Raw genomic sequence first — 23,199 nt, 5'->3', positions numbered from 1 at the left:
ACACGTTCGCTAAATAAAGGGAAGACCTTTAACCGGACACGAATTCCGAGCGGCTATAGCCCTGAACGTACAGCAATGCTGTCAGATCGCCATGGTTGACCCGAACCTCGCATTGCTCGGCAACCGTGGGCTTTGCATGCAGGGCCACCCCTGTTCCTGCCCGGTGCAGCATCCCCAGATCGTTGGCCCCGTCGCCTACGGCAATAACGTCTTCTTCACGCAAGCCCAATCGCGCGGTGATCTGTTCCAAGGCATCCACCTTGGCTTGTCGCCCCAGAATGGGTCGCGCCACATCCCCGGTCAGTTTTCCGTCTTGGGCCAGCAGGGTGTTGGCACGGTTTTCGTCAAACCCCAGCACCTCGGCCACTTTTGCGGTAAACGCCGTGAAACCGCCCGAGACCAAGGCGGCATAGCTTCCGTTCTGGCGCATCGTCGCGACCAGTTCCTTGCCGCCCGGCATCAGAGTGATGCGTTCATCCAGTACTTTACCGATCACCGCCTCATCCAGACCTTTCAACAGACCAACCCGTTCGGTCAGCGCGCCCTCAAAGTCCAACTCGCCATTCATGGCGCGTGCGGTGATATCCTTAACGCGGTCGCCGACGCCGGCCTCATCCGCCAGTTCGTCGATGCATTCCTGTTGGATCATGGTGCTGTCCATATCGGCCAACAGCATCTTGTTACGGCGGCCCTCAGACTGTTGGACAACCAGATCCACGCCCATTTGCTGCAGGTCCGCCCAGACATCCCACCGGTTGCCCGGCATTTCGGCCAGGGAAAACTCTGCAGTTTCATCCGGGCTGAGCCAAACGATCTCACCACCGCCCCATGCGTTCCGCAAGGACTCGACCAACGCCAAATCCAGATTAGACACATCGGGGTTGGTCAACAGGGTGGCAACGTACATATTCGATCTCCGGCAAGCTCACCTGCGCATATCGCAGGTGCAGCATTTTCGCCAGAGTCTGTTTCGAACTATCCCAAAATACCCGGCAGACGCAGCCCGTGGACCCGCGCACAATCCTTCGCGAGGTCATACCCAGCATCCGCATGGCGCCAAACGCCCGAGGCCGGGTCATTCCAGAGAACCCTTTCCAACCGACGCGCGGCATCTTCGGTGCCATCGGCACAGATCACGACGCCCGCGTGCTGGCTAAAGCCCATCCCGACGCCACCACCGTGATGCAGAGACACCCATGTCGCCCCGCTCGCCGTATTGATCAGCGCATTCAGCAACGGCCAGTCGCTGACCGCATCCGAGCCATCCAGCATCGCCTCAGTCTCGCGGTTGGGGCTGGCCACAGACCCCGAGTCCAAATGGTCGCGTCCGATCACCACCGGCGCCTTTAGCTCGCCATTGGCGACCATCTCATTGAACGCCAGCCCAGCCCGGTGTCGGTCACCCAATCCAATCCAGCAGATACGCGCAGGTAGACCCTGAAACGCGATCCGCTCTTGCGCCATGTCGATCCAGCGATGCAGGTGCTCATTCTCGGGGAACAGTTCCTTCATCTTGGCATCGGTTTTGTAGATGTCCTCGGGGTCGCCCGACAGAGCACACCAGCGGAACGGGCCGATGCCTTTGCAAAACAGCGGGCGGATATAAGCGGGTACAAAGCCGGGGAAGGCAAAGGCGTTCTCAAGCCCCTCATCCTGAGCGACCTGCCGGATGTTATTGCCGTAATCCAGCGTCGGAACGTCCGCGTTCCAGAAATCCACCATCGCCGCGACATGCTGCTTCATCGAAGCGCGAGCGGCTTTTTCCACCGATTTAGGGTCTGTTTCACGCTTTTCGCGCCACTCTCCCATAGTCCAGCCCAATGGCAGATAACCGTTAATCGGATCATGCGCGCTGGTTTGGTCGGTGACGATATCAGGACGCATCCCGCCCGCCTGCATCCGAGCATAGATCTCGGGGAAAACCTCTGCCGCATTGCCCAGCAGACCAACCGACTTCGCTTCGCCAGCCTTGGTCCAGCGGTCAATCATCTCCAGCGCTTCGTCCAGCGTTTCGGCCTTTTCGTCGAGGTATTTGGTCCGTAGGCGGAAATCGATGCTGTCCGGGTTACACTCAACAGCCAGACATGAGGCGCCTGCGAACACGGCCGCCAGCGGTTGCGCGCCGCCCATTCCACCCAGACCTCCGGTCAGAATCCACTTGCCTGTCAGGTCACCGTCGTAGTGCTGACGCCCTGCCTCGGCAAAGGTCTCATAGGTGCCCTGAACGATACCCTGCGTACCGATGTAAATCCACGAGCCAGCGGTCATCTGGCCGTACATCATCAGGCCCTTCTTATCGAGCTCGTTGAAGTAATCCCAGGTCGCCCAATGTGGAACGAGATTGGAATTGGCGATCAGCACCCGCGGCGCATCCTTGTGCGTGCGGATGATCGCGACCGGCTTGCCGGACTGGACGATCAGCGTTTCGTCTTCCTCCAAATCCTTCAAACCGGCAACAATAGTGTCGAAATCTTCCCACGTGCGGGCCGCGCGGCCGATGCCGCCATAGACGACCAGTTCGTGCGGGTTCTCGGCCACATCAGGGTGAAGGTTGTTCATAAGCATCCGCAGCGGCGCCTCGGTTACCCAGCTTTTGGCGTTCAACTCAGGGCCGGTCGGTGGATAGATGTCGCGGGTGTTTTTGCGCGGATCGCTCATTTCTGGGCTCCTTGTCTGGTCAATGCGCCCGAGAGGGCAAGATCGTTGAGGCGGGTCAGCATGGTTTTCAAATGGGGGCGCAGTTTCGCAGCGCGGTCCTCGCGCCATGTCCACGGGGGTGTCTCGTCCATGTAAGCCCGCTGCGCGATCTCCATCTGGATGGCGTGTATGCCATCAGAAGGGCGACCATAGTGGCGGGTGGTCCATCCCCCGCGAAACCGGCCATTCAGGACCGAAGTGAAACCTTCGGCCTTGCTCGCCACGTCGTGCACGGCTTGCTCAATGGCCGTGTCGCACGTCAGCCCATCATTGGTTCCAGTGTTGAACACCGGCAATTCGCCTTCGAACAGAAACGGGATCAGCGACCGGATCGAGTGGCAATCAAACAAGATCGCCACACCGTGCCGATCCCGCACGCGGTTCAGTTCATCCAGAAGGGCAGCGTGATAAGGTGCGTGGTATTTGCGCCGTCGATCTTCGACTTCATCCTCGGATGGTGATTGCCCGTCATTCCAGATCTGCTGCCCGTCGAAATCGGTCAGAGGCACAAGTGTGGTGGTATTCTGGCCCGGATATAGCGAGGCGCCGAACGGATCACGATTGGCGTCGATGACGTAGCGATGAACATGCGACTGCACGACAGTGACATCATCCAATATCTCTTTATAGAGCCTATTTATGTGCCAATCTGTATCGGCCAAACCGCGCCCGTTGTCATTCAGACGGACCGCTGTTTCGTCTGGCACATAAGTTCCGCCATGAGGCTGGCCCAGCACAATGGGACCGTCCCCGCGCTGAACGCTGAACACCTGCATCAGAACAGCCCCGGCATCTGGGCACCCACTGCCCCAAGGATGTCACCCTCAGCCACCAGGCACTTGGATGTTTCCAGATCGGGTGCCAAATAGCGGTCTTCGTTCAGTGTTGGGATCTCTGCCCGTACCCTATCCATGACCCGTTGCAACGGTTCGCTGGTTGCCAGCGGTGCGCGGAACTCCACCCCCTGAGCGGCGCAAAGCAACTCAACACCAAGAATGTAGTTCAGGTTTTCGACCATCCGCGTCAGACGCCGCGCACCATGTGCAGCCATCGACACGTGATCCTCCTGGTTGGCCGAGGTCGGTGTGCTGTCAGTCACGCAAGGATTGGCAAGGTGCTTGTTCTCGCTCATCAAGGCGGCGGTCGTGACTTCGGCAATCATCAGACCTGAGTTCAGGCCGGGATCAGGCGTCAGGAACGGCGGCAGATCAAAGCTGAGCGTCGGGTCGACCATCAAGGCAATGCGCCGCTGCGCAATCGCGCCGACCTCGGACACCGCCAGTGCAATCATGTCTGCGGCAAAGCCAACGGGTTCGGCATGGAAGTTCCCGCCTGAAACGATGGCACCCGCCTCAGTCAGAACCAGCGGGTTGTCGGTGGCCGCGTTCGCCTCGATCTCAAGCGTGGTGGCCGCTTGGCGCATGACATCCATGGCCGCGCCGGTGACCTGCGGCTGGCATCGGATGCAATATGGGTCCTGAACGCGCGTGTCGCCGTCCCGGTGGCTTTCGCGGATCTCGGACCCGGCCAGTGCGGCACGCATGGCGCTGGCGGCTTCGGTCTGGCCGCGGTGCCCGCGCAGGGTATGGATTTCGGGTTGCAAGGGCGCAGTCGACCCCATGATCGCATCCGTCGACAGGGCCGAGATGACCAGCGCGCTTTGCGCTGCACGCCAGGCTTCGAACAAACCGGCCAGCGCAAAAGCAGTCGAGAATTGCGTGCCGTTGATAAAGGCAAGCCCTTCCTTTGGACCGAGTTGAATAGGCTCTAATCCAACTGATTTTAGCGCTTTTCCCCCCGGCAGGATGGTTCCGTCAACCTCGGCTTCACCTTCGCCGATGACTACGGCTGTCATATGCGCCAGGGGCGCAAGATCGCCCGAGGCCCCGACCGACCCCTGCGCGGGAATAACCGGGGTCACGCCTTTGGCCAGCATCTGCTGCAACAGCTCGATCAGCTCCCAACGCACACCCGATGCTCCGCGTCCAAAAGACAACAGCTTTAGCGTCATCATCAACCGGGTGACACGCCGAGGCACGGCAGAACCAACGCCGCAGCAATGGCTGAGGATCAGGTTGCGCTGAAGGGTCGAAGTATCCTTTGCCGCGATCTTGTGGCTGGCCAGTTTTCCGAACCCGGTGTTAACGCCATAAACCGGGTCTTCCCCGGCCGCAGCTTCGAGAATGCGTTTGGCTGCAGCCTCCACCTTGGGTTTGCACCCGTCATCCAGCGATACTGCGGGCTGCGACCAATACACTTCGGACAGATCCGACAGCGTGACCTGACCGGGCACAAGCGACAGGGTCTTCATTACAAACCTCCGAAAATGCGGGCGTGCAGCGGGTTGAAGCCGATCCGATAGGACAGCTCGGCTGGGTTCGTGATGTCCCATACCGTCAGGTCCGCGCGTTTGCCTTCAGTTATTGTGCCAGTGTCGGTCAGGCCCAAGGCTTGCGCCGCATTGCGGGTCACGCCAGCCAATGCCTCTTCCGGCGTCAGGCGGAACAAGGTGCAAGCCATATTCATGGTCAGCAGAAGCGACGTCAGAGGGGACGAGCCGGGGTTGCAATCCGTCGCCAGCGCAATCGGCACCCCATACTGGCGCAGCAGTTCAACCGGCGGCACCTGTGTTTCGTGCAGCGTATAGAACGCCCCCGGCAGCAGCACACCCACGGTTCCGGCCTGTGCCATGGCGGCCACGCCAGCCTCGTCCAGATATTCGATATGATCTGCCGACAACGCCCCGTACGAAGCCGCCAGGGCTGCCCCTCCGAGGTTCGAAAGCTGCTCTGCATGCAACTTGACGGGAAGGTTCAGTTCTTTCGCCACATCAAAGACCTTAGCGATCTGAGACGGATCAAAGGCGATCCCCTCGCAAAAGCCATCAACGGCATCCACCAGCCCCTCTTCATGCGCCAAACGCAGAGTCGGGATGCACACATCGCGAATGTAGGTATCAGCGCGCACCTGAAACTCAGGCGGCACCGCATGTGCTCCTAGAAAACTTGTTTTCACTCGCACCGGGCGCACTTCGCCGATCCGGCGCGCGGCGCGCAGCATCTTGAGCTCTGTGTCGGTGTCCAGACCATAGCCCGACTTGACCTCGATGCACGACACGCCCTCGGTCAGCAGGGCGTCCACTCGCGTCAGGGCATCCTTTAACAGGGCCTCTTCGCTGGCCGAACGGGTCGCTGTGACCGTCGACAGAATCCCACCACCTGCGCGCGCGATCTCTTCATACGAGGCACCATTCAGGCGCATTTCGAACTCGACCGCCCGGTTGCCACCAAAAACGACATGTGTGTGGGCGTCGATTGGCGCCGGCGTTATCAGACGGTCGCCATAATCCACGCTCGGCCAGTCAGAATAGTCTGCAGGCAGTGCATTCCGAGGCCCGATCCAGGCAATTTTCTCACCATCAACAACAAGTGCTGCGTCCTGAACCATCCCATAAGGTTCGGCGCCATCGTCCATGGTCGCCACCCGCGTGCTCAAAAGGACAGATTTTTTGACCATATCGATTCTTTTGGGCTCCCTTTGTCGTTAGATTTTTCGTATACGTATAAAAGTTTAAAGTCTACACAAAATGGAAATGCGATGACCATCCATGCGAAAACGGCTTTATTAGGCTCTGATTGGATCAGTAACTTGCGGGTAGAAATCGCGCACGGTCAGATCCAAAGCCTGGAATCACAAACGACCGCGCGATCCGGAGACACACAGGTTGATGTCTTGCTGCCAGCCTTGGGAAACCTGCACAGCCACGCCTTTCAGCGCGCTATGGCCGGTATGACAGAAGTGCGCGCCGCCGGGCACGAGAGCTTTTGGACCTGGCGCACCCTGATGTACCGGTTCCTGGACAAATTGACGCCGGATCACGTAGAGGCCATTGCCGCTTTGGTCTATCTGGAAATGCAAGAGGCCGGATATGCCTCGGTCGGTGAGTTTCACTATGTCCATCACCAGCCGGGCGGCGGACGCTACGACCGCGTATCGGAACTGAGTCAACGCATATTTGCCGCGGCCACCCAAACTGGAATCGGGCTGACGCACCTTCCGGTTCTCTACACCTACGGCGGTGTCGAACAACAACCCTTGGCGGGCGGTCAGTTACGCTTTGACAATTCTGTGGATCAGTTTCTGAACCTGGTCGAGGAATGCCGTTTAGCCCCACCACATGCGGATTCCGTGATCGGTATCGCCCCGCATTCTCTGCGGGCAACATCGCCTTCGGATTTGCGCAAGGTTCTGAATGCCACTCCTAATGGTCCCGTCCACATCCACATCGCCGAACAGCTAAAGGAAGTGGCCGATGTAGAGGCCGCGCTTAGACAGCGGCCGGTCGAGTGGCTGCTGGACCATGTCGACGTCGATGACCGGTGGTGCCTTATCCACGCAACTCATATGACAGATGCCGAAACACGCGCCGTTGCGCGTTCGGGCGCCGTTGCCGGGTTGTGCCCGATTACCGAGGCGAATTTGGGCGACGGTATTTTCAACGGTGCAGTTTATGTCGAAGAAGGTGGTCGCTTTGGCGTAGGATCAGACTCTAACGTGAGAATTTCTCTGCCTGAAGAACTGCGGACTTTGGAATATTCCCAACGCTTGCGGGACCATGCGCGGACGGTTTTGGTCAAAAACGAAGGCTCTGTCGGCCAGGCGTTATATACAGGGGCCGTACAAGGGGGTGCGCAGGCATTGGGACGAAATGCCGGGGAAATCGCGGTCGGCAAGCTGGCTGACTTTGTGGCGATCGACCGATCTCATCCCACGATCTGCGCGCTGACTGACGAACAGGTGCTGGACGGTCTGTGCTTTGCAGCGCCGGATGGGCTGGTGACGGATCTTTGGTCGGCGGGGCGCCACATGGTGCAGCAAGGCCGCCACATAGAACGGGATCGGGTCATTCCCGCGTACCGGTCGGCGATTGCCGATCTTTTGGCCGACGTCTAAACGACCTTATCCAGGTAACCAGAGGCACCATGACCCAACCGAACGAAACCACCAGCTACAGGGACATCAAGGAAACCGTGCTGGCGCGCATTCGGTCGGGTGAGTGGCAGCCGGATTCGCTGTTGCCCAACGAACAGGATCTTGCCGTCGAATTCTCGTGCACCAGAACCACCGTGAACCGCGCAATGCGAGAGCTGGCGGACGAAGGGTTTCTGGAGCGTCGCCGCAAAGCCGGTACACGGGTTCTAAGCGCGCCGCAAAGGCAGGCCCGTTTCACGATCCCCAAGGTGCGGGACGAGGTTGAGGCGTTGGGCGGAATCTATCGTTATGCTTTGGTCTCATCAGTTGCCGGCCAAGCGCCCGATTGGCTGTGCGCAAGACTGGCGCTGAAACCGGACCAACACGTGATGCATGTTCGCTGCATGCATTTTAACGGCAATACTCCGTTTCAATACGAAGACCGGTGGATCGTCATAGACTCGGTTCCGCAGGTGGTGAATGCGGACTTCGCCTCAATAGGCCCGAATGAATGGCTTATACAGACCGTTCCCTTCACCAATGTCGAGCTGAGTTTCCTGGCCAGTCGCGCCGATGAATCTGTGGCCGCATTCCTGGATCTGCCCATCGGCGAGCCGGTGTTCACGGGCGAACGGATCACATGGCTTGAGGGCCAGCCTGTCACCTTTGCAAAGATGTACTTCGCCGCCGGGTACCGGATGACCACTCAGTTCTGAGCTGACCGCGATTTCTGCTTTACCGTGCCCCTAATCCACGCCAGATTCAGCGTATTCTGATCCTGCGCGAAGGAAATATGGGATGGGTAACCCACTCTATGATCGGTTGTTTGGCATCCATGCAGGCAAGGATACACCTTTCCTTCTTCTGCCCGACGGCCAGACCATTACCCACGCGGCTTTTCTGGACACGGCAGCCCGAATCGCTAACGCTTTGAACGGGTACGAGCTTGAGCCCGGAGACCGAGTTGCTGTTCAGGTGGAAAAGTCACCAGAAGCGCTGGCGCTCTACGCGGCTTGCGCGCAAACCGGGCTGATCTTTTTGCCGTTGAACACGGCCTACACATCCGGCGAGCTTTGCTATTTCATCGAAAACAGTGGGGCTGCGCTGGTGGTTTGCGATGCCGCCAAACAAGCGGAACTGACGCCCATCGCCGAGGCGCAAAACGCCAGGTTAGAGACGCTCAACGCAGATGGGTCGGGCAGCTTGATGCGGCGGGCATTGGGTATGCTTCCTGCCTTCGAACCAGTCAAGCGGACCGAAGGTGATCTTGCCGCATTCCTCTACACCTCTGGCACGACCGGGCGCTCCAAAGGTGCGATGCTGAGACAAGCCAACCTGCTGTCCAATGCCGAGACGCTGGTGGACGAATGGCGGTTTACGCAGGATGATGTGCTGCTGCACGCCTTGCCGATCTTTCATACCCACGGGCTTTTTGTAGCTACAAACATCCTTCTGGCCTCGGGCGGGTCGATGCTCTTTCTGCCGAAGTTTGATCTGGATGACATCCTGCGCCTGATGCCCAATGCGACCTCGATGATGGGCGTGCCGACTTTCTATACCCGATTGCTGGCGGATGATCGGTTCACCGGTGATCTGGCGCAGCACATGCGGTTGTTCATCTCGGGTTCGGCCCCCCTGCTGGCCGAGACGCATGAACGGTTCGAGGACCGGACCGGACACCGAATCCTGGAACGCTATGGGATGACTGAAACCAATATGAACACTTCGAACCCTTATGACGGTGAACGTCGCGCAGGAACTGTCGGGTTCCCGCTGCCGGGTGTCGAACTAAAGGTAACCGATCCTGAAACCGGCGAGGCATTACCGCAAGGCGAGATAGGAATGATCGAAGTGCGCGGACCAAACGTCTTCGAAGGTTATTGGCAAATGCCCGAAAAAACCGCTGCGGAATTGCGCGAAGACGGGTTCTTTATCACCGGTGATCTCGGACGCGTGGACGTGGATGGTTACGTACACATCGTGGGTCGCGGCAAGGACCTGATTATTTCGGGCGGGTTCAACATCTACCCCAAAGAGGTCGAACTGGTGCTGGACGACCAGCCCGGTGTGCTGGAAAGCGCCGTAATTGGCGTGCCACACGCTGATTTCGGCGAAACCGTTCTGGGTATTCTGGTTGCAGAACCAGGCCGAGCGCCTGACCTTGATGCCATTATGGCCAGCGTTCAGAACCAACTGGCGCGGTTCAAACATCCCAGCCAACTGATCGTGCTGAATGAGCTGCCCCGAAACACCATGGGGAAAGTGCAAAAGAACGCCTTGCGCGAGCTTTACAAAGATATGTTTACCGCGGATTAGGCTCTAACGGGGCCCGGCCGGCGTCCGTCAGCAACCAGCACTGACGCCCTTCGAACACTGCTGTGGCCAGTGGTCGACCATAACCTGCCCCTGCGTCCAGATTGACACGATTGCCGCAATGCTCCGCCGTATCCACGGGTGTGTGCCCATGCACGATCAGCCAAGGGTACGGGCTGGATTCGATTAAGAACTCTTGTCGTATCCAAACCAGATCATCCTCGGATTGCTGCGCCAAGGGGATACCAGGTCGGATGCCCGCGTGAACGAACAAAAGCTCACCCTCTTGATGATAGGCAGGCAGAGCATTGATAAAATCCAAATGTTCCGGCGGCACAGCGGCGCAGGCCCGTTCGTGAACCTGAAAGATCCGGTCATTGTCCGTGACCTCGACACCGTAGGATGCCAGCGTCTCTTGGCCCCCAAGCCGGGGATTCAGCCAGTTCAAAGTGATCGGCAACTGCTTGTCTGCGATCTCGCAATCCTGCACGAAACGGACCATCATCCGGTCATGGTTGCCTTTGACCATGACCCAGTTCCGCCCCGCCTTGCGCCCTTCGATCAGCAGATCCAGAACCTCCCGGCTGTTCGGGCCACGATCCACATAGTCCCCAAGAAAGACAACACGCGCATCCGGCCCGCCATCCGCCTCGATCCGGTATAGCGCGTTTTGCAGCATGCCCATTTGCCCATGGATATCGCCGACCGCGTAAATTGGGATGCTCAAAACGCTACCTCTTGAAATATGTCAGTCACTTTGTGCAACAACTCGGTTGCAGAAAAAAGACAATGCCCGCACATTTTTTGCACGGGCATCGCCAAGGTCACAATTTTCGGACAGAATCTTATGCTACGTCAAATTCCAGCGGTTTGATCTGAGTGAACAACCCGGTTTCCGCCAGTTTCGCCCGCGCTTCGGCGGGAACCGGCTCGTCCACATAAAGGAGCGCAATCGCTTCTCCGCCCGCCTCGGCACGGCCCAGGGTAAAGTTAGCGATGTTTACGTTGTTCTCGCCCATGGTCTGACCCAACGCGCCGATGATACCCGGAACGTCTTCGTTGGTGGTATAGAGCATATGGGCACCGACCTCGGCGTCGATATTGATGCCTTTGATCTGGATAAAGCGCGGTTTGCCATCGCTGAAAACCGTACCCCCAATCGAGCGTTCGCGCTTGTCGGTTACCACAGTCACTTTGATGTAGCCGTCAAAGACACCGGTCTTGTCCTGATTGGTGGTCGACAGCTGAATCCCGCGCTCTTTCGCTACAACCGGGGCCGACACCATGTTCACTTCCGGGTTGAACTTTTTCATGATCCCGGCAACCACGGCGCAGTTCAGGGCAGCCAGGTTCATCTCAGCCGCGACTCCGTCATACAGGATGTTGATTGCCTTAACCGGTTCATCGGTCATCTGACCAATGAAGCTGCCAAGGTGACCGGCCAGCTTGATCCATGGACCCATGACCTTGGCTTCTTCGGCAGTGACGCTGGGCATGTTCAGCGCGTTTTCCACCGCGCCAGTCAGCAGATAGTTCGAGATCTGTTCAGCCACCTGCAGGGCAACATTTTCCTGTGCCTCGGTCGTTGCTGCGCCAAGGTGTGGCGTGCAAACGACGTTCGGCAAGTTGAACAGCGGGTTGTCCTTTGCCGGTTCTTCTTTGAAGACATCAAACGCGGCCCCTGCGACATGCCCGGATTGCAGCATCTCGGCCAGCGCCTCTTCGTCGACCAGACCACCACGGGCGCAGTTGACAATGCGCACGCCAGGCTTGGTCTTGGCCAGGTTTTCGCGGCTCAGGATATTACGGGTCTGGTCTGTCAGCGGTACGTGCAGGGTGATGAAATCGGCGCGGGCCAGCAATTCGTCCAGCTCGACCTTTTCGACGCCCATCTTGGCGGCTTTCTCTTCGCCAAGAAAGGGATCGTAGGCGACGACCTTCATTTTCAGGCCCAGAGCACGTTCACAAACAATACCGCCAATGTTGCCCGCACCGATGACGCCGAGGGTCTTGTTGGTCAGCTCGATGCCCATGAATTTGGACTTTTCCCACTTGCCCGCGTGGGTGGACGTGCTGGCCTCGGGGATTTGACGCGCGACGGCGAACATCATTGCAATTGCGTGTTCGGCAGTGGTGATCATGTTGCCGAATGGCGTGTTCATGACGATCACACCCTTTTTTGACGCGGCATCCTTATCGACATTGTCGGTGCCGATACCAGCGCGGCCGATAACCTTCAGATTGTCGGCTTTTTCCAGCAGTGTCGGCGTGACCTTTGTGGCCGAACGGATAGCCAGACCGTCATATTGGCCAATCAGCTCGGCCAGCTTGTCCTTGTCCTTGCCCAGGTCGGGCATGAAATCCACGTCGATGCCGCGGTCGCGGAAGATCTGCACGGCGGTTTCGCTGAGTTTGTCGGATACGAGTACTTTGGGGGCCATGTTTGTGGTCCTTGAATGTCATGAAAAATCCGGGCCTGAGACGGCCCGGTAAAAAGGGTCAGGCAGCTTCTGTCTGGGCCGCGATCTCGGCCTCAAAGGCCCATGCCAACCAGGGCAACATCGCCTCGATATCCGAGGTTTCAACCGTGCCACCGCACCAGATACGCAGGCCCGCAGGCGCGTCGCGGTAGGCTCCGATATCCAATGCGATTTCCTCGGCCTCGAGCCGCTTGGCCACGGCCTTGGCGAATGTCGCACCGTCCTGAATGCGTGTGTCGGTGAACTTCAGGCAGACCGAAGTGTTCGACTGTGTCGCCGCATCCTCTGCCAGATTGGCGATCCAGTCGTTTTGGTCGCAGAACGCGTGAACCGCACTAGCGTTGGCATTCGCACGGGCGATCAGGCCCTGCAAACCACCAACCGAGCGCGCCCAGTCCAGCGCAAAAAGGTAATCTTCAACCGCCAGCATCGAGGGCGTGTTGATCGTTGCACCGGTAAAGATACCGTCGATCAGCTTGCCGCCCTTGGTCAGGCGGAAAATCTTCGGCAGGGGCCATGCGGGGGTGTAGCTTTCCAGCCGCTCAACTGCACGGGGGCTCAGGATCAACATCCCGTGCGCCGCTTCACCGCCCAGCACTTTCTGCCAGCTAAAGGTGGTCACATCCAGTTTGTCCCAGGGCAGGTCCATCGCAAACGCAGCCGAGGTCGCGTCGCAGATCGTCAGACCCTGACGGTCATCCGCGATCCAGTCGCCATTGGGAACCCGGACGCCCGAGGTGGTGCCGTTCCACGTAAAGACAACGTCATTGGAAAAATCAACCGAGGCCAGATCAACGAGCTGACCGTAATCCGCGGTCTTCACCTCGGCGTCGATCTTCAGCTGTTTGACTACGTCGGTCACCCAGCCAGAGCCAAAGCTTTCCCAGGCCAACATCTCGACCTTGCGTTCGCCCAACAGCGACCACAGGGCCATCTCAACCGCGCCAGTGTCCGAGGCGGGAACGATCCCGATCTTGTAATCCGCAGGGATGCCCAGCACTTCGCGCGTGCCTTCGATCGCGGTCTTCAGCTTGTCCTTGCCGACCGCAGCACGGTGCGACCGGCCCAACGCGGCATCGGCCAGTTTGGTCAGATCAAATGTGGGGGGTTTGGCGCAGGGGCCCGAGGAAAAACGCGGATTTGCCGGCCGCGTCGCCGGTTGTTTAATTCTCATGTGTATTACCCTTACAGATACACGCCCCTCGTTGGGGAGGGGTGTCCCACAGGCAGAGCTATTGCCTCGAACGACGCCCAGCAAGCGGAAAAGACGCATCGGGCGCCAAAAACGACACCCGATTATGTGCGTATCTGGAACGCAGGTTTCCTATCGGCATCAAGACGAGAGGCGCACAGTCTCTCCGGTTTCCAACGCCTGCTGTGCCGCCAACCCGATGCGAACGGCCCAAAGCCCATCGTTCAGGGTGACGTCCGGCTGAGCCTTTTCACCCCGCAAAACCGCCAGAAAGCCCTGATGCTGATAGAAGGTCGATCCATTGTGGTCCCCGGCCGCCAACAGACGCGGATCGACGGGGATCTCTTTGGTGACCGGACCTTTTGGGGCACGTGGGCTGACGATGATCTGCGGGACCGGCGGGGTGCCCAGATGATCCGGCCAGAACCGCCCCGGCCCCGGCACCAACGCTTCGATCTTGGCGTCTGGCCCAACGACCGAGATTTCCTCTTGATACCGTGATCCTTCGGCAAACATGCACAGCTCTAGCATCGCGCGCGCGCCCGAGGCGAAGTCCACGATGACGTAGCCATGGTCCAAGATATCCGGCGTTTCGCCCTCATAGTCCTCATCCAGATGGTTGACCGCCTGCCCGCCGCTTGCTGTAACGCGAACCGGATCGGATTGCAGGATCAAACGCATCAGGTCGAAGAAGTGGCAGCACTTCTCGACAAATGTTCCGCCGGTATTCCGGTTGAACCGGTTCCAGTTGCCGACTTTTTCCAGAAACGGAAACCGATGCTCGCGAATCGACAGCATCTTAACACCGCCCGTGGCCTCGACCTCGGCGATCAACGCAGCAATCGGTGGCATATAGCGGTATTCCATCGCCACCCAGATCGGGTGTGGATAGCCGCGGTGGATCACTTCAAGCCGCGCGGCATCCGCCGGATCAGTGAAAAGGGGCTTTTCCACCAACAATGGCAATGGGCGCGTCCGAGCAATCTCTTCGATCTGATTCACGTGCAGGTGGTTCGGGCTGACGATGACAACGCAATCCAGATCGTCGACCGCCAGCAATTCCTCAACCGACGACACCATCACCACATCAGGCGCAATCGCTTTTGCGACTTTTGCCATCTCGGCATCCGGCTCGAAAATCGCTGAAACATGCGTGTCGTCCAGCAGGGCAATATTGTGCAGATGTTCCTGCCCCATCATACCGCATCCGATCAGCCCGTAGTGAATGGTCCGGGTCATGCGCAGTTCCTCTTATTTCAGTCGTTGGACATAGGTGGCCCGATCGGGGTCGAACCATGTTTTTGAAAACTCGACGGGTTCAGATCGCTCAGACCAACTGAACCGTTCGATATAGCCAACCGTTTCTCCGGCCGGCTTGGTGAAATCAGGAGGCGTCCACTCCGGCAGCGCCCCAAGCGAAACCCTGTCTTCTGCCCGCGTTATCCAAAACCCCAACTGGTGCTGGTAATACCGGTAAAGCGAGTCGGACAGCAGGTGCCGATCGATCCGACCGACGGACTCATCCAGCCAGATTTCTTCAACCGCGATAATTGTGTCATTCAGATACCGCATTCGACGCACCCGCGAACCCATCTCTGAGGAACCAAAGCGCGGCAGATCCACAGGCTTTTTCAGGTGGTCAACCGAGAGGATATCCGCCCGCGGCAACCCACCGCCTTCAGGCAGCTCCAGTCGGAACATTGCATAGACGCTGTTTTGCGTTCCGGTCTCACGTACATAATTGCCCGAACCCTGAATACGCTCCAGCATCCCCTTTTTCTCAAGCTCAGCCAGCGATTTTCGCAGGGTCCCTACCGATACCTTCAGTTCCGACGCCAGATCCCGTTCGGGCGGCAAACGCTCACCATCGATCAGCCGACCGGCGGCGATGTCGCGGATCAGAAGCTCGGCAATCTGAACATAAACCGGCAGGGCGTTCGGGTTTCGGTTGGCTGACGACATCTTTTGGCGCTTCACTCAGTCGCAGGAAAAATTGATACACCATTGATCTACATCAATGTGATTGCTACGCAAGAGGAAAGTCATAGCCACGTGGAGAGCGAATCAGATGACCATCGTCCCCATCACCTCACCCGATCTGGATGCGGCCGAGGTTTCATGGTTCGCGGCGCTGTGTTCGGACGATTACCAGTTTCTTGGAATGCCCGATGGTGACCTGCGATCCAGCTGGGACCACTGCTCGGACATCGTGAAAGAGGCCGAGGCGCAGGGTTTTCGCAATATCCTCTGCCCGTCGTCCTATCAGGTGGGGCAAGACACGCTGAGCTTTGTGGCAGGCTGTGCGCCGATCACCGACAAGATCAACATGCTGGCCGCTGTCCGCTGCGGCGAGATGCAACCGATTATGCTGGCTCGCACCATCGCAACGCTGGATCACATGCTAAAGGGGCGGTTGACGGTCAACATTATCTCATCCGATTTTCCCGGAGAGAAAGCCGACAGCGCCTATCGCTATCAACGCTCGCGCGAAGTGGTCGAGATTCTAAAACAAGCGTGGACGCAGGATGAGATCAACCATGCCGGTGAGGTCTACAACTTTTCGGGCCTGACGACCGACCCGGCGAAACCCTATCAAACCGGCGGGCCGCTGCTGTATTTCGGGGGCTATTCCCCGTCCGCCTTGGATTTGTGCGGTGAACATTGCGACGTCTATCTGATGTGGCCGGAAACCAAGGATCAACTGGCCGAACGGATGAAAGCCGTGCATGCGGTTGCGGAAAACTACAACCGCACACTGGATTACGGCCTGCGCGTGCACATGATTGTACGCGATACCGAGACCGAAGCGCAGGAATACGCCGACTACATCGTCTCAAAACTGGATGATGAATACGGCCGGGCAATTCGTGAACGGGCGCTGGATGCAACGTCTTTGGGCGTGGCGCATCAATCCAAAAACCGCGATTTGGCGGATGAATATGGCTATGTCGAACCCGGCCTGTGGACCGGTGTAGGTCGTGCACGTTCCGGGTGCGGTGCGGCACTGGTCGGGTCGACCGATCAGGTCATGTCCAAGATCGAAGAATATCAGAAGATGGGCATCCGCGCCTTTATCTTCTCGGGCTATCCTCACATGGACGAGGCCCGCCATTTTGGCAGCCGTGTTATGCCTAACCTGAAAACCTGTTCCCTTCCCGAAGCCTACGGAAGGGTCCCTGCAAATACCCCGGCCACGCCGCTGGGCAACGGAGTTCGCCGCTGATGCAACGTGTAAAACTATCTGACTCGCTGGACATGAGCCGCCTTGTCTATGGCATGTGGCGACTGGGCGACGACACGGATACATCGGCAGGCCATGTCGAGGCCAAGATTGAGGCCTGTCTGGATCAGGGCATCACGACTTTTGATCAGGCCGATATCTATGGCGGATATGCCGCCGAGGCCGTTCTGGGCAACGCCCTGCGCGCAAATCCGGGCCTGCGTCAACGGATGGAGATCGTCACCAAATGTGACATCGTCGCGCCAATGGGCCGGTATGCGGACGCGAAGGCGAAATACTACGACACCTCACGCGCGCATATCCTGAAATCGGTTGAGACATCGCTGTCCGAAATGGCGATTGACCATATCGACCTTCTGTTGATCCACCGTCCCGATCCGTTCATGGATCATCACGAAACCGGTGCCACGCTGGATGAGGTTGTCGCCAGCGGCAAGGTCGGCGCCGTTGGCGTGTCCAATTTCCGCCCGTGGGACTGGAAACTGCTGCAATCGGCGATGAAAACCCAATTGGTGACCAACCAGATCGAGATTTCGCTGGGCGAGATCAAGCCCTTTACCAATGGCGATCTGGCCTTTCATCAGCAGCATAGTCAGCCGGTGATGGCCTGGTCGCCGCTGGGTGGTGGGTTGCTGATGGCCGGGAACCCTCCGGTCGGGGTTGTTGCGGATGAAATTGGCGAAGCGTTTAGTGTAGATCGCGCCGCTGTCGCCGTGGCGTTCCTGTTGGCGCACCCCGCTGGCATCCTGCCGGTTCTGGGCACCAACAATCTGGACCGGATCAAACGCATTTCCGACGCACTGAAAGTCAATCTGGATCGCGAAAGCTGGTTCCGTCTGTACGAGGCGGCACTGGGGCATGAGGTACCATGATGAACGCAATCTCAAAGGATATGACCCACACATTCGTTCCCCACAGGGAAGACACCCGAACCCTGCGCGACGCTTTTGGTCGTTTTGCCACTGGTGTCACCGTTGTTACGTGTGACAGCACTGACGGGCCGATCTGCATCACGGCCAACAGTTTCTCGTCCCTGTCTCTCGATCCACCGCTGATCATGTGGGCGGGCGACCGCAACTCTCGCCGGTTCCGTTATTTCCAAGGGGCGCGGCATTTCAGCGTTCACGTCCTGTCAGCGGAACAGGCCGAGTTATGCTTCGGATGCTCGAAAGACGCGTTTGCGCTTCAGGATATCGACCACGACCGATGTGAAAACGGAACCCCGCTGCTGCCTGATTGCTTGGCGCGTTTCGAGTGTGAACAGCACGCGTATCACGATGCCGGCGACCACGTTATCGTTATTGGAAAGGTTTTGCGTGCCAGTATGGCAGAGGGAGACGCACTGACATTCTACGCCGGAAAGCTCGGCCAATTCGCGCATCAATAACCGCGGGATAACTGTCGCGGGAATTCTCGCGGCTGAAAAGGGAGGATCCGCATGGGCGGATTGACGTCGGTGCTTGCGCCGATCGCGTTTGTAAATGAAACCGCGCTGCGATTGGGCCGCGCGGTTGGTGTCGTTGCGATTGCACTGATGGTAATCGCAATCTTGATACAGGTGTTCTTCAGATACGTTTTGGGCAACGCGCTGCCCTGGCCGGATGAGGCTGCGCGGTTCTGCATGTTATGGATGACGGGCCTGATGGCCCCCACGGCATTTCGGCGCGGCGGGTTCGTCGCCATCGACATGGTGCCCCTGATGCTGCCGCGTGGGATTGGGCAAACCCTGAACATCCTGCTGTTGCTGGTTTCGCTGGCCGTTTTGCTGGTGGCCGTCAAAATCGGCTGGTCCGAGGTCACCGGGTTTGGCGGCAAGTTCGCCACCGCTGCGCTGTATCTGCCAACGTCCTTTGGGTTTGACGAGTGGTACCGCATTCCGCGCAGCTGGATGATGGCCTCACTGTTGGTTGGGGTCGTCCTGCTGATCTCAGTCAATATCGAGCTGATCCTGCGCGCCGTCGTAACCCTGTTGGGCGGTGGACATCTGCTGCCGGATATTGCCGATGCACCTGTGGGGGCCGAATAAATGCTGATATGGTTCCTACCCACATTTCTGGTGTTTCTGCTGATCGGTCTGCCGGTCTTTTTCGCATTGCTGGCCGCGCCCGGCATTCTGCTGTGGCTGAACGGTCAGACAGCCGACATCACGCTGCTGTATCGCAATGTCTATAACGGCATGGACAGCTTTCCTCTGATGGCCATCCCCTTCTTCATGCTGGCCGGAGAGCTGATGAACCGCGGCGGCATCACAATCCGTCTGGTTGAGTTCAGCCAAGCCCTGATGGGTCATTTCCGTGGCGGTCTGGCGCATGTAAATGTGTTGAGTTCGATCCTGTTTGCCGGGCTGTCAGGCTCAGCCGTGGCCGATACGTCGGCGCTGGGTTCAATGCTGATCCCAGCGATGGAGAAACAGGGCTATACCCGCAAGTTCGCCGCTGCGATCACGGCGGCCAGTTCGGTGATTGGTCCGATCATCCCACCATCAGGCATCATGATCATCTACGCCTATGTCATGGGCGAAAGCGTGGCCGCGCTGTTTCTTGCCGGCATCGTGCCCGGCGTGATGGTCGGCGTCGGCTTGATGCTGATGATCAAGGTGATGGCCGACAAATACGACTTCCCCGTCGCCAGCCGGAAATACACCTGGGGCGAGCGCCGTCAGGCCAGTCTCAAAGCGTTCTTCCCCCTGCTGACACCTGTCATCATTCTGGGCGGTATTCTGGGTGGTATCTTCACCCCAACCGAGGCCGCGGCGGTCGCCGTTGGCTATGCGTTCCTCATCGGCTTTTTTGTCCTGCGCACGCTGACGCTGAAAGAGGTGCCTGAAATTCTCAGCAATGCGGGTCTGACCTCGGCCGTCGTTTTGTTGCTGGTCGGCGCGGCGATGGCCTTCAAAACCGTGGTCAGTCTCAGCCATGCGCCCGAACAACTGGCCGAGTTGATCCTCAGCCTGTCAGAAAACCCGCTGATCCTGCTGTTCCTGATCAACCTGCTGCTGTTTGTCGTTGGCATGTTCCTGGACGCAGGTCCCGCGATCATCATCCTTGGCCCGATCCTTGCGCCGATCTTCACCAGCCTGGGCGTCGATCCAATCCACTTTGCCATCATCATGAGCGTCAACCTGACCGTTGGTCTGGCCACGCCGCCCATGGGTCTGGTCCTGTTCGTGGCCGCCGCCGTGTCGCGCGAAAAGGTCGAGACGATCGCCAAGGCGATCCTGCCGTTTCTGGCTGTCGAAATCATAGTGATCTTTTTGATCACCTATATCCCCGCACTATCCATGACGATCCCGCGCATAACGGGATTTGCAAACTGACTGAGTATCACAGGGAGGAAACGCATGCTCGGAAGATTTATCAAAACAGCAGCCTTAGCGACGTCGCTGGTTGCCGCAACCGCCATTGCGGCCACTGCGGCTGACTACACGCTGCGCGCGACCGCAAACTCAAACGAAAACGACGAGGACTATGACGGCCTGATCGTCTTCAAGAACTATGTCGAAGCGGCCTCAAACGGCGCGATTGAGGTGGAGCTGTTCATCGGTACGCAACTCTGTTCGAATGGCGCCGAATGCCTGCAGGGTGTGGCTGATGGCACAATCGACATCTACATCTCCACCTCTGGTGGCGCGTCGGGCATCTTCCCATATGTGCAGGTTCTCGACCTGCCCTACCTGATGGCGGATGACCGCGTGGCCGAGCGTGTACTATCTGGTGATTTCACCCGCACAATGCGCGAGATGGCGCTGGAGGATTCCGGCGGTGCGATCCGCCTGATGACCATCGGCAATACCGGTGGCTGGCGGAACTTCGCGAACACGCAACGCCGGATCGCAGAACCTGCCGACATGGAAGGCCTGAAAATCCGCACCGTGGTCGCCGACCTGCCTCAGGAACTGGTCAAGGCTCTGGGCGCGTCGCCCACCCCGATCCCGTGGCCGGAACTGTTCACCAGTTTCCAGACTGGCGTTGTTGAGGGATCCAAGAACGGCATCACCGACATCATGGGCATGAAGTTCCCGGATGCGGGCCTGCAATACGTCACGCTGGACGGCCACGCCTACATGGGTGCACTGTGGTGGATGAATAATGCCAAGTTCCAGGAGATGCCCGAAGAACTGCGCCGTGTTGTGGTGGATGGGTTCTATGCCCTGCAGCAAGCGACCTTTGCATCGCCCAAGCGCAAGTCGATCCAGGCCTATGAAGATTTCGTCGCAGGTGGTGGTGATCTGTACGTTCCAACTCCCGAACAGAAAGCCGCGTTCAAAGACGCAGCGACACCAGTTTACGAGTGGTTCCAGTCCAACGTGGCCCGTGGGGATGAGATCTTTGCCGCGCTGACCGAGGCCGTGTCCATCGCCGAAGGTGAGATCAACGCATCCCGCGATGCGGACCTGAACTAAGTGAAACTCGGTCGGGCCATTGGCCCGACCCCCTTACCGAAACGGGTACATCCACCCTTTGTAGTCGTTAACTAGAACATGCGCTTTTTCGATTTGTTCCGGCGACATTTTTTTGACCACTTCCTCAAGGCTGATCGCCGCATCGGGATCGCCGCCAATAGCGCTGAGCGTGTACCACATGTAAGCCCGCACAAAATCAGGCGCGGGCATGCCCAGGCCCAACTCATAGTACCAGCCAACGCCGGACTGCGCCCCCGGATGCCCTTTCATCGAGGCGCGCAAATACCATTCAAACGCCCTTTCATAGTCTTGCTCGACGCCCAGCCCAAGGCCGTACATCACGCCAATCAGTTCCTCTGCCTCGGCATTGCCCGATCGGGCAGCGGGCATCAGTTCCTCGCGCGCGGCCTCGAACGCGCCGGCCTCCATCATGTCACGGGCCTGCTCCAGTTCGGCCAGCGCCGGGGTCGCAAGACAGCAAAGGGCAAATACAAACTGGCGCATGGGGCTGTTTTCCTTTTCGTCGGTGCGGCGGCAGCGCAGGAATTACCGCGCCCGCTGACGGATAATGACTTCATCGCCTTTGATATGGAACAGGCCGCCATCGGTCATCAACTGTTTTACGATCCGATCCTGTCCGGCAATCAGAACATCACCTGCGCCCATTGCCATCACCCGGATTTCGGCACGTCCGACGGGTTGTCGCTGGGTATTGGCGAGGGTGGTCAGGGGCTCGGCCCAGACCGAACCCCTGGTACCAGAGCGGAAAAAATCCGCAAACGTATTCCGCGCAATTCGCCGGGTTTATGGAACCTTGGGGCAAAAGACATTCATACGGTATTCCATGATGGCCGCCTGAGTATTTCAGACGTGTATGGCAACGGCTTCAACTCGCCTGCGCAGGAATGGTTGCCAGACGGGTTGAATTCGCTGCTGGCCGCGCAAGCGTTGTTCCCACTGACCTCGCAATTCGAAATGGCCGGGAATGTCGCCGAAAACCAGGTAACGGGCGCGGTCCATGATCGCATCGACAAGGGCTGGCCGATCCTGGCCAAACGCGTCCGCACCGATCCGCACTATGGCCCGGCAATGGTCGCTGCTTTTGACGAGGTCGACACGACCGAAGACATCTCGATCACACAAATCGCCAACGCGCTGGCGGCGTTCATGGCCACCGAATGGCGCAGCACTGACAGCCCATTTGATCTGTATCTGGCCGGGGACACAAATGCCCTGTCGCCGACTCAAAAGAACGGAATGAATCTTTTCTACGGAAAGGCGCAATGCTCTAACTGCCATTCCGGCCCGCTGATGTCCGATCAAAAATTCCACGCTCTGGCCCTGCCACCATTTGGTCCCGGCCGCACCCGGCAGTGGGACCCTTATGTCAGGGACGTTGGACGTATGGGCGAAAGTGACCGGCTAGAGGATGCCTATCGCTTCCGCACTCCGATGCTGCGCAATGTGGCCCTGACCGCACCTTATGGCCACAACGGCGCTTTCCCGGATCTCGAAAGCATGATTCGTCATCACCTAGACCCTGTGTCCAGTTTCGCAAACTGGGCACCCGAAATGGCGCAATTACCCAGTGTACCATGGCTGCAAAAGGCAGATTTTGTTGTTTGGCAGGACCAGTTTGAGATGCAGCGTGTGCGCAGCAAGATCGACATCGCTCCGGTGAAACTATCGCAAACAGAGATCAGCAGCCTCGTCACATTTCTGCACGCCCTGACCGGAACCAGCATAGACACGCCACCCTTTGGCGTACCCGCTGACTTCTCACCCTAAGAAAAACCCCCGCTGAGGCGGGGGATTGTTTCGCGTTTTTACTCTGCGGCTTCTTCGTAAGCGTCCATTGGGGGGCATGTGCAGATTAGGTTTCTGTCGCCGTATGCGTTGTCGA

At 58.4% G+C, this 23,199-nt stretch carries 21 protein-coding genes; 10 read left to right on the top strand and 11 right to left on the bottom strand.

Annotation, left to right across the window (positions count from 1 at the left end):
• Positions 1 to 28: 28 nt before the first annotated feature.
• The 5 genes from serB to hutI form a co-directional block, all read right to left on the bottom strand.
• Entirely contained in the window at positions 29 to 907 is an 879-nt protein-coding gene (gene serB, locus AC2FLA_RS10095) for a phosphoserine phosphatase SerB (protein ID WP_496721918.1), read from the bottom strand.
• A 68-nt stretch (positions 908 to 975) separates the two neighbouring features.
• Positions 976 to 2,658, bottom strand: coding sequence for a urocanate hydratase (hutU, locus tag AC2FLA_RS10090; RefSeq protein ID WP_496721916.1), 1,683 nt, complete (start codon positions 2,656 to 2,658; stop codon positions 976 to 978).
• Entirely contained in the window at positions 2,655 to 3,473 is an 819-nt protein-coding gene (hutG, locus tag AC2FLA_RS10085; protein WP_496721914.1) for an N-formylglutamate deformylase, read from the bottom strand. Before hutG ends, hutU begins: the two co-directional genes overlap by 4 nt.
• A complete protein-coding gene (gene hutH / locus AC2FLA_RS10080; protein WP_496721912.1) occupies positions 3,473 to 5,008 on the bottom strand; it encodes a histidine ammonia-lyase in 1,536 nt (511 codons plus the stop codon). The genes hutG and hutH overlap by 1 nt, the downstream gene beginning before the upstream one ends.
• Positions 5,008 to 6,213 (bottom strand): imidazolonepropionase, encoded by a 1,206-nt coding sequence (gene hutI, locus AC2FLA_RS10075; protein ID WP_496721910.1) that lies wholly within the window; start codon positions 6,211 to 6,213, stop codon positions 5,008 to 5,010. The genes hutH and hutI overlap by 1 nt, the downstream gene beginning before the upstream one ends.
• An 81-nt stretch (positions 6,214 to 6,294) precedes the next feature.
• Here hutI and AC2FLA_RS10070 point away from each other — a divergent pair, with 81 nt between their 5' ends.
• The 3 genes from AC2FLA_RS10070 to AC2FLA_RS10060 all read left to right on the top strand — a co-directional run bounded on the left by AC2FLA_RS10070 (position 6,295) and on the right by AC2FLA_RS10060 (position 9,984).
• Positions 6,295 to 7,650 (top strand): formimidoylglutamate deiminase, encoded by a 1,356-nt coding sequence (locus AC2FLA_RS10070; protein WP_496721908.1) that lies wholly within the window; start codon positions 6,295 to 6,297, stop codon positions 7,648 to 7,650.
• Between the two features lie 29 nt (positions 7,651 to 7,679).
• Positions 7,680 to 8,384: a histidine utilization transcriptional repressor HutC gene (hutC, locus tag AC2FLA_RS10065; protein ID WP_496721906.1), complete on the top strand. Its 705-nt coding sequence runs from the start codon at positions 7,680 to 7,682 to the stop codon at positions 8,382 to 8,384.
• A gap of 82 nt (positions 8,385 to 8,466) precedes the next feature.
• Positions 8,467 to 9,984, top strand: a complete 1,518-nt coding sequence (locus AC2FLA_RS10060) for a malonate--CoA ligase (RefSeq protein ID WP_496721904.1) — start codon at positions 8,467 to 8,469, stop codon at positions 9,982 to 9,984.
• Here AC2FLA_RS10060 and AC2FLA_RS10055 read toward each other — a convergent pair.
• The 5 genes from AC2FLA_RS10055 to AC2FLA_RS10035 all read right to left on the bottom strand — a co-directional run bounded on the left by AC2FLA_RS10055 (position 9,971) and on the right by AC2FLA_RS10035 (position 15,615).
• Positions 9,971 to 10,708 (bottom strand): metallophosphoesterase family protein, encoded by a 738-nt coding sequence (locus AC2FLA_RS10055; protein WP_496721902.1) that lies wholly within the window; start codon positions 10,706 to 10,708, stop codon positions 9,971 to 9,973. The genes AC2FLA_RS10060 and AC2FLA_RS10055 overlap by 14 nt on opposite strands.
• A gap of 118 nt (positions 10,709 to 10,826) precedes the next feature.
• Positions 10,827 to 12,422, bottom strand: a complete 1,596-nt coding sequence (gene serA, locus AC2FLA_RS10050) for a phosphoglycerate dehydrogenase (RefSeq protein WP_496721900.1) — start codon at positions 12,420 to 12,422, stop codon at positions 10,827 to 10,829.
• A gap of 58 nt (positions 12,423 to 12,480) precedes the next feature.
• Positions 12,481 to 13,635: a phosphoserine transaminase gene (locus tag AC2FLA_RS10045; protein WP_496721898.1), complete on the bottom strand. Its 1,155-nt coding sequence runs from the start codon at positions 13,633 to 13,635 to the stop codon at positions 12,481 to 12,483.
• Between the two features lie 159 nt (positions 13,636 to 13,794).
• Positions 13,795 to 14,892, bottom strand: coding sequence for a Gfo/Idh/MocA family protein (locus tag AC2FLA_RS10040; RefSeq protein WP_496721896.1), 1,098 nt, complete (start codon positions 14,890 to 14,892; stop codon positions 13,795 to 13,797).
• Between the two features lie 12 nt (positions 14,893 to 14,904).
• Entirely contained in the window at positions 14,905 to 15,615 is a 711-nt protein-coding gene (locus tag AC2FLA_RS10035; RefSeq protein ID WP_496721894.1) for a GntR family transcriptional regulator, read from the bottom strand.
• Positions 15,616 to 15,721: 106 nt separating this feature from the next.
• Here AC2FLA_RS10035 and AC2FLA_RS10030 point away from each other — a divergent pair, with 106 nt between their 5' ends.
• The 6 genes from AC2FLA_RS10030 to AC2FLA_RS10005 are packed head-to-tail and all read left to right on the top strand — an operon-like array spanning position 15,722 to position 21,296.
• On the top strand, positions 15,722 to 16,876 hold the full coding sequence (locus AC2FLA_RS10030) for an LLM class flavin-dependent oxidoreductase (protein WP_496721892.1): 1,155 nt from the start codon (positions 15,722 to 15,724) through the stop codon (positions 16,874 to 16,876).
• A complete protein-coding gene (locus tag AC2FLA_RS10025; protein ID WP_496721890.1) occupies positions 16,876 to 17,766 on the top strand; it encodes an aldo/keto reductase in 891 nt (296 codons plus the stop codon). The genes AC2FLA_RS10030 and AC2FLA_RS10025 overlap by 1 nt, the downstream gene beginning before the upstream one ends.
• Positions 17,766 to 18,281, top strand: a complete 516-nt coding sequence (locus tag AC2FLA_RS10020; protein WP_496721888.1) for a flavin reductase family protein — start codon at positions 17,766 to 17,768, stop codon at positions 18,279 to 18,281. The genes AC2FLA_RS10025 and AC2FLA_RS10020 overlap by 1 nt, the downstream gene beginning before the upstream one ends.
• Before the next feature lie 51 nt (positions 18,282 to 18,332).
• Positions 18,333 to 18,920 (top strand): TRAP transporter small permease, encoded by a 588-nt coding sequence (locus AC2FLA_RS10015; RefSeq protein ID WP_496721886.1) that lies wholly within the window; start codon positions 18,333 to 18,335, stop codon positions 18,918 to 18,920.
• Positions 18,921 to 20,210, top strand: a complete 1,290-nt coding sequence (locus tag AC2FLA_RS10010; RefSeq protein WP_058279679.1) for a TRAP transporter large permease — start codon at positions 18,921 to 18,923, stop codon at positions 20,208 to 20,210.
• Positions 20,211 to 20,234: 24 nt separating this feature from the next.
• Positions 20,235 to 21,296 carry a TRAP transporter substrate-binding protein gene (locus AC2FLA_RS10005; protein ID WP_058272641.1) on the top strand — a complete coding sequence of 354 codons (1,062 nt, stop codon included), beginning with the start codon at positions 20,235 to 20,237 and terminating at the stop codon, positions 21,294 to 21,296.
• A gap of 33 nt (positions 21,297 to 21,329) precedes the next feature.
• On the opposite strand, the gene AC2FLA_RS10000 is transcribed toward AC2FLA_RS10005, so the two are convergent.
• Positions 21,330 to 21,800 (bottom strand): tetratricopeptide repeat protein, encoded by a 471-nt coding sequence (locus AC2FLA_RS10000; RefSeq protein WP_496721884.1) that lies wholly within the window; start codon positions 21,798 to 21,800, stop codon positions 21,330 to 21,332.
• A gap of 84 nt (positions 21,801 to 21,884) precedes the next feature.
• Between AC2FLA_RS10000 and AC2FLA_RS09995 the strand changes: the two genes are divergently transcribed.
• On the top strand, positions 21,885 to 23,084 hold the full coding sequence (locus AC2FLA_RS09995; protein ID WP_496721882.1) for a cytochrome-c peroxidase: 1,200 nt from the start codon (positions 21,885 to 21,887) through the stop codon (positions 23,082 to 23,084).
• Positions 23,085 to 23,199: the final 115 nt, after the last annotated feature.

This window comes from Ruegeria sp. CDSA033, assembly GCF_059612305.1.
This window is presented reverse-complemented; position numbering and strand designations above follow the sequence as displayed.